This is a genomic window from Kitasatospora sp. NPDC057904, assembly GCF_042887925.1.
Classification (GTDB): domain Bacteria; phylum Actinomycetota; class Actinomycetes; order Streptomycetales; family Streptomycetaceae; genus Kitasatospora.
Map to the genome: position 1 here is coordinate 887,224 of NZ_JBHVOL010000001.1, position 15,150 is coordinate 902,373.

17 protein-coding genes are annotated in these 15,150 nt (G+C 73.0%); 7 read left to right on the top strand and 10 right to left on the bottom strand.

What is annotated here, in order from left to right; all coding sequences use genetic code 11:
• Positions 1 to 202: 202 nt before the first annotated feature.
• Together ACFVSN_RS04195 and ACFVSN_RS04200 are read left to right on the top strand one after the other, a co-directional pair.
• Positions 203 to 877 carry a hypothetical protein gene (locus ACFVSN_RS04195; protein WP_387953685.1) on the top strand — a complete coding sequence of 225 codons (675 nt, stop codon included), beginning with the start codon at positions 203 to 205 and terminating at the stop codon, positions 875 to 877.
• 217 nt (positions 878 to 1,094) lie between these two features.
• Positions 1,095 to 2,933 (top strand): phospholipase C, encoded by a 1,839-nt coding sequence (locus ACFVSN_RS04200; RefSeq protein WP_380444949.1) that lies wholly within the window; start codon positions 1,095 to 1,097, stop codon positions 2,931 to 2,933.
• A gap of 143 nt (positions 2,934 to 3,076) precedes the next feature.
• Here the strand turns inward: ACFVSN_RS04200 and ACFVSN_RS04205 are convergent, their stop codons facing one another.
• Complete coding sequence (locus ACFVSN_RS04205) at positions 3,077 to 3,637, bottom strand: TetR/AcrR family transcriptional regulator (protein WP_380444950.1); 561 nt, start codon at positions 3,635 to 3,637, stop codon at positions 3,077 to 3,079.
• Positions 3,638 to 3,749: 112 nt separating this feature from the next.
• Between ACFVSN_RS04205 and ACFVSN_RS04210 the strand changes: the two genes are divergently transcribed.
• Both ACFVSN_RS04210 and ACFVSN_RS04215 read left to right on the top strand, forming a co-directional pair.
• Complete coding sequence (locus ACFVSN_RS04210) at positions 3,750 to 4,220, top strand: DUF1348 family protein (protein ID WP_380444951.1); 471 nt, start codon at positions 3,750 to 3,752, stop codon at positions 4,218 to 4,220.
• A gap of 50 nt (positions 4,221 to 4,270) precedes the next feature.
• A complete protein-coding gene (locus ACFVSN_RS04215; RefSeq protein ID WP_380498933.1) occupies positions 4,271 to 4,792 on the top strand; it encodes a GNAT family N-acetyltransferase in 522 nt (173 codons plus the stop codon).
• A gap of 15 nt (positions 4,793 to 4,807) precedes the next feature.
• Here ACFVSN_RS04215 and ACFVSN_RS04220 read toward each other — a convergent pair whose 3' ends face one another.
• The 4 genes from ACFVSN_RS04220 to ACFVSN_RS04235 all read right to left on the bottom strand — a co-directional run bounded on the left by ACFVSN_RS04220 (position 4,808) and on the right by ACFVSN_RS04235 (position 8,106).
• Positions 4,808 to 5,617, bottom strand: a complete 810-nt coding sequence (locus ACFVSN_RS04220) for a class II aldolase/adducin family protein (RefSeq protein ID WP_380509222.1) — start codon at positions 5,615 to 5,617, stop codon at positions 4,808 to 4,810.
• 102 nt (positions 5,618 to 5,719) lie between these two features.
• A complete protein-coding gene (locus ACFVSN_RS04225; RefSeq protein WP_380444954.1) occupies positions 5,720 to 6,331 on the bottom strand; it encodes a TetR/AcrR family transcriptional regulator in 612 nt (203 codons plus the stop codon).
• 146 nt (positions 6,332 to 6,477) lie between these two features.
• Positions 6,478 to 7,236: a YcnI family protein gene (locus ACFVSN_RS04230; protein WP_387598957.1), complete on the bottom strand. Its 759-nt coding sequence runs from the start codon at positions 7,234 to 7,236 to the stop codon at positions 6,478 to 6,480.
• A 72-nt stretch (positions 7,237 to 7,308) separates the two neighbouring features.
• Positions 7,309 to 8,106, bottom strand: coding sequence for a hypothetical protein (locus ACFVSN_RS04235; protein WP_387598954.1), 798 nt, complete (start codon positions 8,104 to 8,106; stop codon positions 7,309 to 7,311).
• Between the two features lie 240 nt (positions 8,107 to 8,346).
• On the opposite strand from ACFVSN_RS04235, the gene ACFVSN_RS04240 reads away from it, so the two are divergent.
• Entirely contained in the window at positions 8,347 to 8,844 is a 498-nt protein-coding gene (locus tag ACFVSN_RS04240; protein WP_380444957.1) for a signal peptide protein, read from the top strand.
• A 76-nt stretch (positions 8,845 to 8,920) separates the two neighbouring features.
• Here ACFVSN_RS04240 and ACFVSN_RS04245 read toward each other — a convergent pair whose 3' ends face one another.
• Complete coding sequence (locus tag ACFVSN_RS04245) at positions 8,921 to 9,430, bottom strand: hypothetical protein (RefSeq protein ID WP_380444958.1); 510 nt, start codon at positions 9,428 to 9,430, stop codon at positions 8,921 to 8,923.
• A 67-nt stretch (positions 9,431 to 9,497) separates the two neighbouring features.
• Between ACFVSN_RS04245 and ACFVSN_RS04250 the strand changes: the two genes are divergently transcribed.
• Positions 9,498 to 10,460: an alpha/beta hydrolase gene (locus ACFVSN_RS04250; protein ID WP_380511032.1), complete on the top strand. Its 963-nt coding sequence runs from the start codon at positions 9,498 to 9,500 to the stop codon at positions 10,458 to 10,460.
• Between the two features lie 23 nt (positions 10,461 to 10,483).
• On the opposite strand, the gene ACFVSN_RS04255 is transcribed toward ACFVSN_RS04250, so the two are convergent.
• The gene (locus tag ACFVSN_RS04255) at positions 10,484 to 10,930 is read right to left on the bottom strand and encodes a hypothetical protein (protein WP_380498941.1); all 447 of its coding nucleotides are present in this window, start codon (positions 10,928 to 10,930) and stop codon (positions 10,484 to 10,486) included.
• Between the two features lie 200 nt (positions 10,931 to 11,130).
• Here ACFVSN_RS04255 and ACFVSN_RS04260 point away from each other — a divergent pair, with 200 nt between their 5' ends.
• The gene (locus tag ACFVSN_RS04260; RefSeq protein ID WP_380498942.1) at positions 11,131 to 12,201 is read left to right on the top strand and encodes a TolB family protein; all 1,071 of its coding nucleotides are present in this window, start codon (positions 11,131 to 11,133) and stop codon (positions 12,199 to 12,201) included.
• A 9-nt stretch (positions 12,202 to 12,210) separates the two neighbouring features.
• Here ACFVSN_RS04260 and ACFVSN_RS04265 read toward each other — a convergent pair whose 3' ends face one another.
• The 3 genes from ACFVSN_RS04265 to ACFVSN_RS04275 form a co-directional block, all read right to left on the bottom strand.
• Complete coding sequence (locus ACFVSN_RS04265) at positions 12,211 to 12,732, bottom strand: hypothetical protein (protein WP_380498943.1); 522 nt, start codon at positions 12,730 to 12,732, stop codon at positions 12,211 to 12,213.
• A 179-nt stretch (positions 12,733 to 12,911) separates the two neighbouring features.
• Entirely contained in the window at positions 12,912 to 13,826 is a 915-nt protein-coding gene (locus ACFVSN_RS04270; protein ID WP_387598949.1) for an alkaline phosphatase family protein, read from the bottom strand.
• 170 nt (positions 13,827 to 13,996) lie between these two features.
• Positions 13,997 to 14,989: a phosphatidylserine/phosphatidylglycerophosphate/cardiolipin synthase family protein gene (locus ACFVSN_RS04275; protein ID WP_380444964.1), complete on the bottom strand. Its 993-nt coding sequence runs from the start codon at positions 14,987 to 14,989 to the stop codon at positions 13,997 to 13,999.
• Positions 14,990 to 15,150: the final 161 nt, after the last annotated feature.

The window sequence follows — 15,150 nt, forward strand, 5'->3', positions numbered from 1 at the left end:
TTCTTCGGCTCGGCGACGAGTCTGCCGACTCCGGCCCCTCAAGATCAATAAGGGTCCCGACCCGCCACCCCTGATCTTTCGTCGGGGTCGACCCCGAGGAGCGGCCGACCGGGCGTACGAACAGCCCTTCCTCCGCCGGTGTCCGAGGCCACTGCTACGCTCCCGCGCAGTTCGGAAGCGAAGATCGAAAAGGCGGGCACGCATGCAGGACGGCAGAGAAGCGGACGACCTCGGGACCGAGCGGGAGAACCCGGGTACGGACACCGAAACGGGCGTGAACGCTGTAATAGGTGTGAACCCGGCACGGCGGCGCAAGGTCGCCCTCGGGATGGCGGCCGGCATCTGCGCGCTCGCGGCGCTGGGCGGCGGCGCACTGCTCCTGACCGGACCGGACTCCGCCGCCTCGACACCGGCCTCCGAGGCGTCACCCACTGCCTCCCCGAGTCCGTCCGCCTCCCCGACCACGACCGAATCCCCGGCCACCGACGCGGCAACCGGGACACCGGCCGCGCCGAGCGCTACGGCCACCCAGGAGACGCCGGACGCGCCGGACACTCCGGAGCCGTCCGCGAAGAAGCCCGCCCCGCCCGCTCCCGCAGCTCCGCCCGCCCCCGCAGCCCCGACGTCGGCCCCACGCCCGAAGAGCAGCGCACCCAAGCCCCCCGCCGCAGAGCCGCCCGCCGACCACCCGGCGCCCGGCGCCCCGCCCGGATGGACGATCCCGCCGCGCCCGGAGCCGACCCTGCCGACGCCGCCCAAGTCCTGCCCGCCCGGCTACCTCGCATCCTGGGACGGCTGCCACAAGCTCGCGCCCGCGATCGTGATCCCCCCGGCGACCATCCCGCCCGGCGCGCCGTTCACCCCCTCGACCTCCTGAGCCGAGCCCCAGGTCAAGGAATCGTCAACCGATCACCAAGAAAAGACAGTTGGCCGTCAACCCCGGTCACCCTGACGGACGTCTCTGGTTTACTGTCCGGTAACCTGCGGCCGGGAACCGCGTTCATCTGTTCCCTTTAGCGTCTTGGCCGCCGCCGGAGAGCGACTGCTCGCCCCGCGCGACCCCACTCGTTGACGACATGTTCGAGGATCACAGCATGCACGCAGTCCCCACCCGCAACCGGTGGCTCCGGTACGGCGCCGGCCTCGTCGGGGCCATGTCCCTCACCGCCCTCGGCGGCACCCCGGCGGCCTTCGCCGCGGAGGACCCGCAGACGGCCACGCCGATCAAGCACGTCGTGGTGATATTCCAGGAGAACGTCTCCTTCGACCACTACTTCGGCACCTACCCGAACGCGGCCAACACCGCCGACGACAAGGTGAAGTTCACCGCCAAGCCGGACACCCCGAAGGTGGACGGCCTCGGGGACGACCTGCTGCACCACAACCCGAACGCGATGAACCCGAAGCGCCTGGCCCCCACGCAGGCCGTCACCTGCGACCAGGACCACACGTACAAGGACGAGCAGCTCGCCGTCGACGGCGGCAAGATGGACAAGTTCGTCGAGCACACGAACGTCGAGAGCTGCAAGGCCCCGATGTTCACCCAGCCCGGCCTGGTCATGGACTACTACGACGGCAACACCGTCACCGGGTACTGGAACTACGCCCAGCGCTTCGCGATGAGCGACAACTCCTTCGGTACCAACTACGGCCCGTCCACCCCCGGCGCGATCAACCTGGTCTCGGGCCAGACGCACGGCGGCTACGCGGTCGACCCGAAGACCGGCCAGAAGACGACCGACGCCTACGCGGTCGCCTCCCCGGACGCGAACGGCGTCGGCACCGTCATCAACGACCCCGACCCGGGCTACGACGAGTGCTCCAGCACCGCGCACAACCAGCTGGTCATGACCGGCAAGAACATCGGCGACCTCCTCAACGACAAGGGCGTCAGCTGGGGCTGGTTCCAGGGCGGCTTCAAGCCGACCGCCTCCAAGGACGGCAAGGCCGTCTGCGGCGCCTCCCACAACAACATCGTGGGCGCGTCGCAGACCGACTACAACCCGCACCACGAGCCGTTCCAGTACTACAAGTCCACCGCGAACCCGAGCCACCTGGCTCCCAAGACCGTGGACGAGATCGGCCACAACGGCCAGGCCAACCACCAGTACGACCTGACCGACTTCGACGCGGCCCTCCAGCACGGCAACCTGCCCGCCGTCTCCTACCTCAAGGCCGCCAACTACCAGGACGGCCACGCCGGCTACTCCGACCCGCTGGACGAGCAGCAGTTCGTCGTCGACACGGTCAACAAGCTGCAGAAGTCCAAGGACTGGGCCTCCACCGCCGTCGTCATCGCCTACGACGACTCGGACGGCTGGTACGACCACAAGTTCGTCGAGCCCGTGAACGGCTCGCGCGACGCCGTCAACGACAGCCTGAGCGGCACCGGCCAGTGCGGCAAGGACGCCGGCGCGGGCGGCTACGCCGACCGCTGCGGCTACGGCCCGCGCCTGCCGCTGCTGGTGCTGTCCCCGTACTCGAAGTCCAACTTCGTGGACCACACCCAGACCGACCAGACCTCGGTCCTGCGCTTCGTCGAGGACAACTGGAAGACCGGCCGCGTCGGCGACTCCTCCTTCGACGAGCGCGCCGGCTCCATCGAGGGCATGTTCGACTTCAAGAACGCCCAGTCGGCGACCCTGATCCTCGACCCGGCCACCGGCCAGCCCGCCGGCGCCACCACCCCGACCGGCCAGCCGACCGACGGCTCCTCCACCGCCGCCGGCACGCCGTCCACCGGCACGGGCGGCACCACGGCCGCGGGCACCTCCGCCGCGACCCCGACCGCCGGGGCCACGACGAGCGGCCCGGCCCTCGCCGCCACCGGCTCCTCCAACACCATGCCGATCGCGGCCGCCGCCGCGGCCCTTGTGGCACTCGGCGCCGGCGCGGTGGTCTTCGCCCGCCGCAAGCGCGGTCGCCGCGCCTGATCCCCGCACCGTCCTGACACCGCCGGGCCCTCCCTGGGCCCGGCGGTGTCGTGCGTCCGGGGCCGGATAGGGCCCCGGTCTCAGGCCCCGGCCCCTCGGTCCCCGGAACCGTCAGACCCCGGAACCGTCAGACTCCGGAACCGTCAGACCCCGGCCGCCCGCAGCAGCACGCGGGCGGCCTCCTTCGCCTCGGCGGCGGGGGTGGCGTCACCGCGGATGGCGGCGGCGGTGATGGCGCCCTCGGCGAGGAGGGCCAGGTGGGCGGCGGTGGCGGGCGGCGCGCCGGCGGCCGCGGCGAGGCCGGCGAGGTAGGCGGCGAACTCGTCCTTGTGGTGCCGCGCGGCGGCGGCCACCACCGGTGCCGTGGCGCCCAGTTCGCCGAAGGCGTTGACGAACGCGCAGCCCCGGAAGGCGGGTTGGGCGAACCAGTCGGCCAACCAGTCGAAGACCGCCAGGACTTGCCCGCCCGGATCGGCGGTGGCCGCGGCCACCTGGGCGGCGAGCTCGTCGCGCCAGCGCTCGTCGCGGCGCAGCAGGTAGGCCTCGACCAGGTCCCCCTTGGACGGGAAGTACTGGTAGAGGCGGCGCAGGGTGACGCCGGAGGCGGTCCGCACGGCGTCCATGCCGACGGCCTGGATGCCCTGGCCGTAGAACAGTTCCTCGGCCGCGTCGAGGATGCCGGTGCGCGTGGCGTCGTGGTCCATCTGCCGTGCCCTTTGCGTGAGAACGTTGGTTCTCCTAGAGTAGCCGAGGAGGCGAGAACGGTCGTTCTCGCCGCGCCGGAACCGCGCCCACGAGCGCCCCAGGAGGTCACGCATGTCCGCACAGCGCCCGCCCCTGCCCCCGTTCACCACGGAGACCGCCCACGAGAAGGTCCGCGCCGCCGAGGACGGCTGGAACACCCGCGACCCGCAGCGCGTCGCCCTCGCCTACACGCCCGGCAGCCGCTGGCGCAACCGCGCCGAGTTCGTCACCGGCCGCGAGGAGATCACCGCCTTCCTCACCCGCAAGTGGGCGCACGAGCACGAGTACCGCCTGATCAAGGAGCTGTGGGCGCACGACGGCCACCGCATCGCCGTCCGCTTCGCCTACGAGTGGCGCGACGACTCCGGCCAGTGGCACCGCTCGTACGGCAACGAGAACTGGGAGTTCGACGACGACGGCCTCATGGCCCACCGCCACGCCTCCATCAACGACCTGCCGATCGCCGCGGACGAGCGCCTGTTCCACTGGCCCCTGGGCCGCCGGCCCGACGGCCACCCGGGCCTGACCGACCTCGGCCTCTGACACCCCGACGGCACGGGGGGGGCGGCGGGACGCGGCCGTAGCCTGGGCGCATGGAGAAGATCGTCACGTACCTGGAGATGACCGACCCCGCCGAGCTGCGCCCGTCCCCGCCGGTCGCCGGGCTGGCCCTCACCCCCGCCGACGGCGCGTCACCCACGGTGCAGGCCGTCCAGGCGCGCGTCGGGGCGCCGCACGGCTGGCGCAGCACCGCCCGCACCGCCGAGGACTGGGCGGCCCACCTCGCCGAGCACCCGCGCCGCCAGTACTGGCTGCTCACCCACGACGGCGAGCCCGCCGGCGTCGCCAACCTGGAGCCGCACCCGGGCGGCGACGTCGAGGTCACCACCTTCGGCCTCGTCCCCGAGCACGTCGGCCGCGGCCTCGGCGGCTACGCGCTGACGCTCGCCCTGCGCCAGGCCTGGGCCACCGAGCCCCTCGGCGCGCAGAGCGTCCGCCGGGTCTGGCTGCACACCGACAGCAACGACCACCCGAACGCCCTGCGCAACTACGAGAAGCGCGGGCTGCGCCCGTACGAGGTCAGGACCGAGGAGGTCAGGACCGAGCGCGCATGAACCGCAGGGCCCGGATCAGTCGAACAGGTCCGGGTCCGAGACGGTGATCTGGTCCCACAGCGGGCGGGCCTGGAACCAGCCGGCCAGCGAGCTGCCGATCTGCTCGCGGGTGCGCAGCGCGGTCTCGCGGTCGATCAGCCTGGGCGTGCCGGCGGCCATCGCGAGCAGCTGCGCCTGGCAGGAGCGCTCCATGGTGACGAACCACCAGACCGCCTCGGCGACGGACTGCCCGACCGTCAGCAGGCCGTGGTTCTGCAGGATGACGGCCTTGTGCGGGCCGAGGGCCGCGCCGATCCGCTTGCCCTCCTCCACCTCGTTGACCACGCCCCGGTAGTCGCTGTAGACGGCGTGGTCCTCGAAGAAGGCGCAGGCGTCCTGGGTGATGGGGTCGAGCGGGATGCCGAGGCTGGAGAAGGCCTTGCCGTGCAGCGAGTGGGAGTGCGCGGCAGCGATCGCATCGGGCCGGGCGGCGTGCACCTGGGAGTGGATGACGAACGCGGCCTTGTTGACCGGGCGGCTGCCGTGCAGCAGGTTGCCCTCGTGGTCGACCAGGATCAGGTCGGAGGCCTTGATCTGGCCGAAGGCCATGCCGAACGGGTTGACCCAGAACCACTGCGGGTTCTCCGGGTCGCGCACGGTGATGTGGCCCGCGACGCCCTCGGAGAACCCGAACCGGCCGAACAGCCGGAAGCCGGCCGCGAGTTGCTCCTTGCGGTACTGGCGCTCGGCCTCGACGGAGTCGAAGGTCGGCGGCAGCGGGAAGGTGACGCCCTGCGGCATCGGGCCGACGACGGCGGCGAGGGAGTCGGGGAGCGGGGTGGTCATGGCGTCCTCCCGGAGTGGGGGTGCGAGTGCCTTCCTCCGGGATGATACGAGCATGTATCCGATACGTCGATGCATCGGATGCCTCGACTTGCGGAGGCTCCCTCAGCCGGCCGCCTCCGTCACGGCACCCAGGATCGTCCCGAGGAACCGGCGCTCCAGCTCGCCGGGCGGCAGCACGTCGGGCTCGACGTAGCTCTGCGCCAGGCCGCCCTCGCGGATCGCGATCAGCAGCCGGGCCAGCTCCTCGGCGTCCACGGTGAGCCGCAGGCCGACCCGCTCCAGCTGGGCGGTCAGGCCCCGGGCGAGCTCCGCCCGCAGCCGCGCGTCGTGCCGGGCGAGCACCCAGCCGGCCTGCGGGTCGCGGATCGCGAGGAGGGTGAACTCGGTGCTCACGAGGTACCAGTCCCGCTCGGCCGGGTCGATCCGGGCGATCCGCCCGGCGAACTCGGCGAGGGTGGACTCCCCGGCGGGCAGCGCGTCCGCCAGGTCGGCCAGGCGGTCGAGGATCTCCTGGCTGTGCTGGTCGAACAGGGCGAGGAAGAGCTCCTCCTTGCTGCCGAAGTTCGAGTAGAACGCGCCCCGGGTGTAGCCGGCCCGGGTGCAGACCTGCTCGATCGTCGCGGCCTGGAACCCGTGCTCGGCGAAGACCGCGAGCGCCGCCTCCAGCAGCGCGGCTCGGGTCACGGGGCGGCGCTTGGTGGTGCCCTTGGGCATCGAACCTCCGGGGGTGGATCGGATGCACGAGTGTATCGATCACGGTGCCGCCTCGGTCGGCGTCGCCCACGGTGCCCGACCCGGCCGGCGTCGCCCGGCCCCGCCGAGGGCCGGTGCGGGAGGAGTCCCGCACCGGCCCGGGAGGGTCAGGCAGCGGTGCCGGTGGAGCGGCGGCGGCCCAGCAGGAGGCCCGCGGCCACGCCGAGGGCCCCCAGGACGACGCCCGCGATGCCGATCGCGCGGGCGGTGGAGTCGCTGGTGCTCGCCTTCGCCGCCACCGGGGCCGCCGGAGCCGCCGGAGCCGCCGGGGCGGCGGCCGGAGCCGGTGCGGCCGTGGCATCCCCGGCGGTCGTCGCGCTCGCCGCGCTCGCCGCGGTCAGCTTGAGGACCGGCGCCGGGTTCTTCGGCTCGGGCTGCCCCTCCTGCGGCTCCTCGATCCAGCGGACGATGTTCCCGTCGCTGTACGTCTGGAGCGCCTTGAAGACGACCTTGTCCGTGCCCTCGGGCAGCGCGCCGAGGTCGACGGTGAAGTCCTGGTAGTGGCCGGGGGCGATCTGGCCGCCGGTCCAGACGATCTGCGACACCACGTCGGTGATGTCGCCGTCGTCGGTGTGGATCGGCGTCGCGAGCTTGGTGGTCTGGATCCGGTCGGTCCAGCCCGCCACCGGCGCGACCAGGGCGGACGGGATCGGGTGGTCGACCGGGAAGTCGATCTCGACCTTCACCGTGCTGTTCTTGTCGTCCTCGTTCGGCACGCGGAACGCGAAGGTCTGGTCGGTCGCGTTCTTCGGCACGCTGGACGGCTGCACGGTGACGTGCGCGGACGCGGCGGTGGCGCCGGCCAGCACGGCCGTGGCGGCCAGGGCGGAGGCGGCGGCGAGGCGGATCGCGGAGGAGGCTCTCATGGGTGGTGTCTTCTCCAGGGAAGGCATGGGTGTGGTCAGGGGCGGGCGGACGGCCGCAACGGGACGGTCCCGTCAGGCGGCCGCGCCCAGCGGCGGACCGCGCCTGATCACCACGTGCCGGAGCGGCGCCGACCGCACCGGACCCCACCAGTCGTACGCCGGCACCCGACGCACGGCGCCCGCCCGCGACCGGCCGCCGAGCCCGTCGCTCAGGGCCTCGAACAGGGCCAGCACGCCGCGGAGTTGATCCGCGCAGGCCCGCACGGCGGCCGAGGCGGTGCCGGCCGCGAGCCGGACCAGCGACCAGACGGCCGCCTCGCCGCGCCGCAGCCACCAGCCGGCGGCGACGGTCGCGGCCAGGTGCGCCGCGAGCATGGCCGGGCTGAGGCCGAGGAGCGTCGCGTGGCACCAGAAGGCGACGTGCGTCGCCGCGACGGCGGTGTGCGGGAGCGCCCCGCCGCCGCCCGTCACGGCGTGGGCCATCGCCACGCCGGGGCGCCCGCCCATCCCTGACATCCCAGGCATGCCAGGCATATCGGCCATGGTGTCCGCTTCGCCCCTCGCCGGGACCGCGCGCGAGGCCTGGGCAGCGTGGAAGAGGACGTGCAAGCCCCCTTGTGCGCCTGCCAGGCTCCCGATGATCGCCCGCGCCGAGCGTTCCCGTCGCGCGCCGAAAGCCGCCGCGGTGCCGGACAGCACCCACCCGAGGAACAGCGCGCCCGGCGGGACCGGGCTCCCGGAGGCGAAAACGTGCCCGGCCGCGGCCAGCACGACGCAGACCGTCGCGAAGGGCAGGGCCCTCAGTACGCGAAGGTCGAGCGCGGCGGCGCGAACCGGTGTCGGCAGCGCCTCGGGTCGGGAGGCAGCCATGGCCGGGACATCATGCCACCCCCGACCGAGCGCCGGGCCGGTTCCCCCGAACCCCGCACATCACCGCGAGAACGTACGGGTTCCGGCGGCCTCCGCAGCGGGCCGCGGGCCCCGGCGGATGCGGCGGATGCGGTTGGCGTGCACCGTGGATACGTACAGCCCGCCCGAGCGGCGACCGTCCGTGCACCCGCGGATCCCCATCGGTCACCGGGCGTGCCGTCGACGATCGAAGGAGGCGCCATGCCCAGCAGGAGGATCCCCCGCAGAGGTCCGGTCCTGACCGCCGTCGCCCTCGCCGCCCTCCCGGCCATCGCGCTGGTCGCCCCCGGGCAGGCGGTGGCGTCCGCTCCCCCGCCGGCGGCGACGGCCGCCGCGGCACCGGTCGGGTTCGTGAACCTGCCGAGCAGCCCGCTGCCGGCCGACCGCACGCCGCACCGGATCACCGTGACCTACCGCAACCCCTCCTCCGCGGACCGCACCGTGGCCCCGCAGGTCCTCGTCGAGTCGCCCGACAAGGGCCCCTTCCTCGTCACGTCCGACGTCAGGCTCGAACTGCTCGGTTCCGACGGGCGGTGGCGGACCGTGCAGCTCGGGAGCCAGACCGGCACGCTGTTCACCGGCCTCACCACCGCGAAGATCGTCCTGCACGGCCACCACACGCTCACCGAGCACTACCGGCTCACGGTGCTCGCGCCCGCCCACGGCACGGTCGAGCCGCGGATCGCGCTGTACTCCTGAGCCCACGACGCCCGAGCCCACAGCGCCTGAGCCCACGACGCCTGAGCCCACGGCTCCTGCGCCCACGCCCGCACGGTCAGGCGTGCTCCCTGAGGAAGGCCCCCGCGTGGGCCGCGGCCACCTCCGCGCTCACGTGGTGCACCCCGTCCTCCGCGGCACCGAAGACACCGTCGGCCCCCGTCGCCGTCCAGCCCCAGCCGCCGCCCGGCGCCTGGACCAACCTCGCCGTCCCACCGAAGAGTTCGAGCGTGCCCGCCTCCTGCGCCGGGCGCTGGACGGCGTCCGGCCACTTCTTCCGCGCGCCCTGCCGGGTGATGCCCCACACGGCACCGAGCTGCTCGTAACTCGCCCCGTACGAACCGGCGGTGCCGGCCGCCGTCGCCGTCAGCTGCTTCACCGCGCCGTCCACCACCTTCCAGGCGGCGAGGACGGACAGCGCCACCTCCGCCGGGTCCGCGTCCCACATGCGCTCCTGCGCGAGCCCGCTCTGCCGGGCGCGGATGGCCGCGGCCAGCGGGTCCAGGGCCTCGCAGAGAGCCTTGTCGAGTGCCGCCTGTTCTTCCCGGGTGATCTCAGGCATCATCATGTGACAACCATAGTTTACGAAGTCGGTTCGCGGTAACAAAAGTTACCGAGATGAGGGGGGTTCGTTCATGGGTGTCGCCTTCGACCCGGAACTGCACGCCGCGCTGGCGGCCGTCGGCACGCCGGAGCCGCTCACGCCGGCCGGGCTCGCGGCCTGGCAGGCCCGGGACACCGCCTCCCGGCCCCGGCCGACGGCCGAACGGCTGCGGGACGGCGGCCGGTTCGAGGTCGCGGAGCTGCGGGCGCCGGTCGCGTGGGACGGCAGCGAGGTCCGGCTGGTGACGGCCCGGCCCGCCGGGCTCGACGGGCCGCTGCCCGTCCTGTACTACCTGCACGGCGGCGGGATGATCTCCGGCAACGCGTGGTCCGTCCTGCCCCGCCTGCTGCGCGAGACGGCCGAACCGCTCGGGCTCGCCGTCGTCTCCGTCGACTATCGGCTGGCACCCGGCGCGCGGTACCCGGCGGCCGTCGAGGACTGCTACGCCGGGCTCCTCCACACCACCGAACTCGCCGATGAGCTGGGCCTCGACGCGAAGCGCGTCGTCCTCGGCGGCAAGAGCGCGGGCGGCGGGCTCGCCGCGGCCCTCGCCCTGCTGACGCGCGACCGCGGCGGGCCGGCCCCGATCGGCCAACTGCTCCTCAGCCCGATGCTCGACGACCGCGGCGACACGCACTCCAGCCACCAGCTGGCCGGCCGTGACACCTGGGACCGCACCTCCAACGCCACCGCCTGGCAGGCCGTGCTCGGCGAGCGGTACGGCTCCGCCGACCTGCCGCCCTACGCCGCCCCCGCCCGCGCGACCGACCTCGCCGGGCTGCCCCCGGCCTACGTCGAGGTCGGGTCGGCCGAGACCTTCCGGGACGAGGCCGTGGCCTACGCCGACGCGATCTGGCGGGCCGGCGGCGCGGCCGAACTCCACGTCTGGCCGGGGGCGTTCCACGGCTTCGACACCCTCGCGCCGCACGCGGCCCTCAGCCGGGACGCCCTCGACGCCCGCACCCGCTGGCTGCGGCGGATCCTCGGGCGGTGAACGCGGGCCGACCGGGTCCCGGGTCAGGGGTGGGCGCCGTCGCCGTACACGCCGCCGGCGGCGTCCGTCAGGCTCGCCATCAACTCCGCGTGCCAGAGGTTCATGTAGTCCAGCCGGCGCCACCGCGGATTGTGGTCCGGGTGGTCGCGGAAGCGGTCGGCCGTCCGGCACAGCCGCGCCCACCAGATCGACACGTCCTGGCGCAGCCGCTGGGTCTCGCCCGGCTCCTCCGTCCGCTCCTCCTCCAGGACGACCTCCCAGGCGACCAGGAGGTCCGCGAGCTGGATGCAGTCGGCCGAGGTGATCTGCTCCAGGCGCTCGGCGGCGAAATGGGCGTCGCTGCCGTCGGGCTGCGCGGCGACGATCTCGCGCAGTCTGGCGGCCAGGAACGTCCGCAGCGGGTCGATGTCCTCGACGTGCAGGTCGTCGGAGAACTCCAGCAGTTCGGCGGGCTTGCGGGCGGCGGTCATCGCGGTCTCCCCTCCCGGTCCGGACAGACGGGCGGACGTGGCGGGCCGTCACGCTCCGCCGCGTTCCGACAAGGACGATAGCGCGGAGTTCCCCGCCGGTGGGGCTGTTCCACGGCTGTGACACGTCGTCGACGCGGCGCGGACCTGCGGCTGCGAGGCTCCTACCTGTAAGCGAGCAACGCACGAGGGGGACCTGGAAGATGTCCGTTCGCACCACAGTCCGCAACCGGTTCGGCACCGTCGCCGCGATAGCCCTGATGACCACCGCCGGCACCGTCCTGGTCTCCGCCTGCGGTCCCAACGACACGGGCAACGGCCCCGAGCCGACCGCCGCCCCCGGCACGGCCGCGCCGGGCAAGAGCGGCGGCGCGGGCGGTTCGACGGGCGGTTCCGGCGGCACGGGCAGCACCGGCAGCACGGGCGGCGCCAAGGAGGTCAACGGCACCAGCGCGGCCAACCACCTCACCATCAGCACGGGCACCCAGACCGTCGTGATGAACGGCACCACCGTCGACTTCGGCACCGTCGTCCGCGACCTCGCGTGGTCCCCCGACGGCAAGCACGCCGCGTTCGTCAACGGCAACGGCGACCTCGTCACCGCCAACCCGGACGGCAGCAACAAGGTCGTCCTCGCCAAGAACCCGGGCGGCGAGACCTGGTCCCACCCGAGCTGGCAGCACGCCGAGAAGAGCGACGCCGTCTCGGACAGCCCGGGGTTCCTGGAGCGCTTCGCCAACATCGTGTTCTCCTCGGCCAAGGGCGGCGTCCTGACCCTGGAGACGGTCCCCGTCAAGGGCGGCACCGCCCCCAAGGCGGTCACGCCCGCCATCTCCGACGGCGGCGGCCCCGGCGTCACGCAGCCGCCCGCGACCGGCAACACCTGGTCGAACGCCGGCGGCAAGCGCGGCGAGGTCGCGTACGCCAACACGCCCAACGGCGAGGTCTACATCTACGACGACTACATCCGGGCCAACACCCGCGACATGGGCAAGGGCTCGCAGCCGGCGCTCTCCCCCGACGGCGAGCAGGTCGTCTTCGTCCGCTCCGTGAACGGGCACGACCACCTGTTCTCGAAGAACACCGAGAACCAGGGCAAGGAGAAGGACCTCACCCCGTCCGCCACCACGGACTACACCGAGCCCGCGTGGTCCCCGGACGGGAAGACCATCGCCGTCCGCACCCCGGACGGGATCAGCACCCTCCCGGCCGACGGCTCGGCCGCCCCGGCCCCCGTCTCGACGTTCAAGGGCCTGCCGGCCTTCCGGCCGTGATCTCCCGCCTCAACCCCGAGAGCTGCGCGCCAACTCGGCGCGCAGCTCGGCCAGGTGCTCCTCCGCGTTCTCGTGCGGGAGGTACTCGACCACGTCGAGGAAGCGGAACAGCACCCGGGACGCGGTGACGCCGTACTCGTAGTCCCCGTACCCGACCACCGCACCCGTACCACCGCGCACGGCGCCCCGGACGACGGCCGACGTCAGCCCGTCCGGGGCGCCGTCCGCCGTGGTGCGCCGACGGGCGTTGGGCCGGGCCAGGTACGGGCAGACCATCGAGGCGTACAGCATGCACGCCCGGTGTCCCGGCCCCTCCATCGTCGGCGCGAGGTTCCGGTACGGCCGCCCGTCCGCCAGTGCCTCGGCGATCGCCGCGCTCTCCGCAGCGCCGACCACCCGCCACACCGGCCCCTGCGGCATCAGCTCGTCGCACACCGAACACCGCCGCTCCAGCGCACAGTTCGCACTCCGCCCGTAGTCGGTCAGCGCGAACTGCGGCTCACCCCCCTCCCAGGGAGTGATCGCCGGCACGGGATACCCACGCACATCACGGGGCCGGCCCTCGACGGCCGGCGGCATCGGAACGGAATCGAAGCGCACGCGCCATGCTTACCACGGCCCTCACTTCACGGCGAAGCCCGGACGGTGACCGGGACGGGTCCGGCACCGCGTGGTGCCGGACCCCGTCGTCGGGCGGCGTGCGGGGTGGGTCAGTTCCAGATGCCGGAGATGTCGGTGCCGTTGGCCGCGTTGCCCGCGTGGGTGGTCAGGCCGGCGAGGTCCTCCAGGGTGCGCAGGACGTCGTAGTGGTTGTAGGTGGTGGCGGTGGTGCTGCCGGGGGCCACGTGGGCGCCGGAGACGACGGTGGGGATGCGGTTGCCGGCCAGGCGGTTGTCCTCGTCGAAGGTGACGAGGAGCAGGCTGTTGTGGCTCGCGGCCCAGGTGGCGTAGGCGCCGAGGTTGGTCTTGAGCCAGGTGTCGCCGGTCTTGACCGAGCAGTCGTGCATGTCGCTGCACAGGTTCGGCACGACGAAGGACACCTTCGGCAGGGTGGTGTAGTCGGTCGGGAACTGGCTGAAGGTCCGGGCCGAGTTCAGCGCGACGTTGCCGAAGCCGAACCACGGGTTGTGCTTCTGCGCGTAGTTGCCGCTGCTGCACACCGTGCTGCCCTGGGCGGGCAGGGACTCGTTGTAGCTGCCCCAGGTCTTCCCCGCGGCGGTGAGCTCGGAGGCGAGGTTCGGAGCCTGCAGGCCGCCGACGTTCACGCAGCTGTCGTCGGTGATGCCCTGCGTCGAGCCGGAGAACAGCGCGTAGTAGTTCGGCTGGCTCGGGTGCGTGATCGCGTACGACTGGGTGAGCGTCGCGCCGCCCTTGGCCAGGGAGTTGATGTACGGCGCGCTGCTGCTGCCGATGACCTGGCTGTAGGCGTGGTTCTCCATGACGACCACGATCACGTGGTCGGGGGCGGGCAGCGCGGCGGCCTGCGCGGCGGGGGCGGTGGCGGCCCACAGGCCGGCGGAGGCGGCCACGAGGGCGGTCGCCGAGGCTACGGCGGTCGCGGTGCGGCGGGAACGCAGGCGGGTGCGCGGGCGGGTGCGCAGGCGGAGCTGGGCGGGCTCAGGCATGACGAGTCCTCACGGGGGATGGGAACGGTCCGGTGGGAGGCCGCCCGGCGGCGGTGCGCCGGGCGGCTCTCCCGGGTGTTCTGCGTGGGGCAGGCGGTACCTGGTGCGGATTCCGCCGGATGCGGCGGTCCGACGTGGCTGGTGCCGGGCGTGGCTGGTGCCGGACGTGCCTAGTAGGGCTGGCCGTTGGCGAAGTCGGTGGCGAAGGTCGACTCGATCGTGCTCAGCACGCCGGAGTCGGTGGTGATCAGACCGAGCTCGCGGTTGTTGTTCAGCGAGTTGTCGGAGAAGTTCTCCGAGCCGGCGAACACCTTGGCCGTCGACGTGCCGTAGTCGGCGACGATCGCCTTCGCGTGGATGTACAGGCCCGTGGTGGACGAGTACGTGACGATCCTGCCGCCGGCCGTCGTCACCTCGTCGAAGTAGCTGCCGTAGGAGTCGGGGTTCATGCCGACCACGCGCACGGTGACGCCGCGGCTCGCGGCGGCGGCGACCGCGTCCACCAGGGCCTGGTCGCCGAACTCCAGCTCCTGGACGTCGAGGGAGGTCTGCGCGCCGTTGATCAGCGCGAGCAGGCGGTCCTGCGAGTCGGTGGGCGACCAGACCAGGTTGTCGCCGTCCGAGGGGGTGATCGAGGTCTTCGCGTAGTCCGCGGCGAAGACCTGCTCGATCGCGGCGACGTCGTTCGCGTCCGAGTCGAAGACGCCGTAGTCACGGCTGGACGAGTAGTAGGTGGCGTCCAGGTTGCCGGTCAGGATCAGGGACTTGGCGCCGTCCACGGTGACGGTCTTCTGGTGGGTGTAGACGTACGCCGAGGAGGAGTACGTCACGCCGACGCCCGCGGCCTTGAGCGCGGAGTACGCGGCGCCGTTGACCGAGGTGTGCTTGGCGTCCAGGATCACCCGCACCTTGACGCCCGCCTGCTTGCGGCCGATCAGGGCGTTCACCGCGGCGGTGTCGCGCAGCTCGTACATCGTCACGTCGACGGACTTGGTCGCCGAGTTGATGAAGTCGTCGACCAGGCTGTGGTTCTGGTCCGGGAACACCACGGCCGAGTAGGTGCCGGCCACGGCGTCGGCCTGGGCGGCGCCGGCCATCGGCACCACGGCGGCGGCGGACAGCAGGACGGCGCAGGCGCGGCGGGCGATGCGGGACAGGGGCATGCTGACTCCACGTCGGTGAGGTGGGGGCTGTGGGGACACACGGGCGTGCCGGAGGTGCGCACAGGCGTGCTGAAGGCGCGCACGGGCGTGCTCGACGTGCGCACGGGGGTGCTTGAGGTGTGCCGAACAAGCATGCGGCTCATCGGTTTACGCGGGTAGAT

Bases quoted from the DNA above. Each gene is read 5' to 3' on its own strand.
- ACFVSN_RS04195 (WP_387953685.1), top strand. From the start codon at position 203: ATGCAGGACGGCAGAGAAGCGGACGACCTCGGGACCGAGCGGGAGAAC.
- ACFVSN_RS04200 (WP_380444949.1), top strand. From the start codon at position 1,095: ATGCACGCAGTCCCCACCCGCAACCGGTGGCTCCGGTACGGCGCCGGC.
- ACFVSN_RS04205 (WP_380444950.1), bottom strand. From the start codon at position 3,637: ATGGACCACGACGCCACGCGCACCGGCATCCTCGACGCGGCCGAGGAA.
- ACFVSN_RS04210 (WP_380444951.1), top strand. From the start codon at position 3,750: ATGTCCGCACAGCGCCCGCCCCTGCCCCCGTTCACCACGGAGACCGCC.
- ACFVSN_RS04215 (WP_380498933.1), top strand. From the start codon at position 4,271: ATGGAGAAGATCGTCACGTACCTGGAGATGACCGACCCCGCCGAGCTG.
- ACFVSN_RS04220 (WP_380509222.1), bottom strand. From the start codon at position 5,617: ATGACCACCCCGCTCCCCGACTCCCTCGCCGCCGTCGTCGGCCCGATG.
- ACFVSN_RS04225 (WP_380444954.1), bottom strand. From the start codon at position 6,331: ATGCCCAAGGGCACCACCAAGCGCCGCCCCGTGACCCGAGCCGCGCTG.
- ACFVSN_RS04230 (WP_387598957.1), bottom strand. From the start codon at position 7,236: ATGAGAGCCTCCTCCGCGATCCGCCTCGCCGCCGCCTCCGCCCTGGCC.
- ACFVSN_RS04235 (WP_387598954.1), bottom strand. From the start codon at position 8,106: ATGGCTGCCTCCCGACCCGAGGCGCTGCCGACACCGGTTCGCGCCGCC.
- ACFVSN_RS04240 (WP_380444957.1), top strand. From the start codon at position 8,347: ATGCCCAGCAGGAGGATCCCCCGCAGAGGTCCGGTCCTGACCGCCGTC.
- ACFVSN_RS04245 (WP_380444958.1), bottom strand. From the start codon at position 9,430: ATGATGATGCCTGAGATCACCCGGGAAGAACAGGCGGCACTCGACAAG.
- ACFVSN_RS04250 (WP_380511032.1), top strand. From the start codon at position 9,498: ATGGGTGTCGCCTTCGACCCGGAACTGCACGCCGCGCTGGCGGCCGTC.
- ACFVSN_RS04255 (WP_380498941.1), bottom strand. From the start codon at position 10,930: ATGACCGCCGCCCGCAAGCCCGCCGAACTGCTGGAGTTCTCCGACGAC.
- ACFVSN_RS04260 (WP_380498942.1), top strand. From the start codon at position 11,131: ATGTCCGTTCGCACCACAGTCCGCAACCGGTTCGGCACCGTCGCCGCG.
- ACFVSN_RS04270 (WP_387598949.1), bottom strand. From the start codon at position 13,826: ATGCCTGAGCCCGCCCAGCTCCGCCTGCGCACCCGCCCGCGCACCCGC.
- ACFVSN_RS04275 (WP_380444964.1), bottom strand. From the start codon at position 14,989: ATGCCCCTGTCCCGCATCGCCCGCCGCGCCTGCGCCGTCCTGCTGTCC.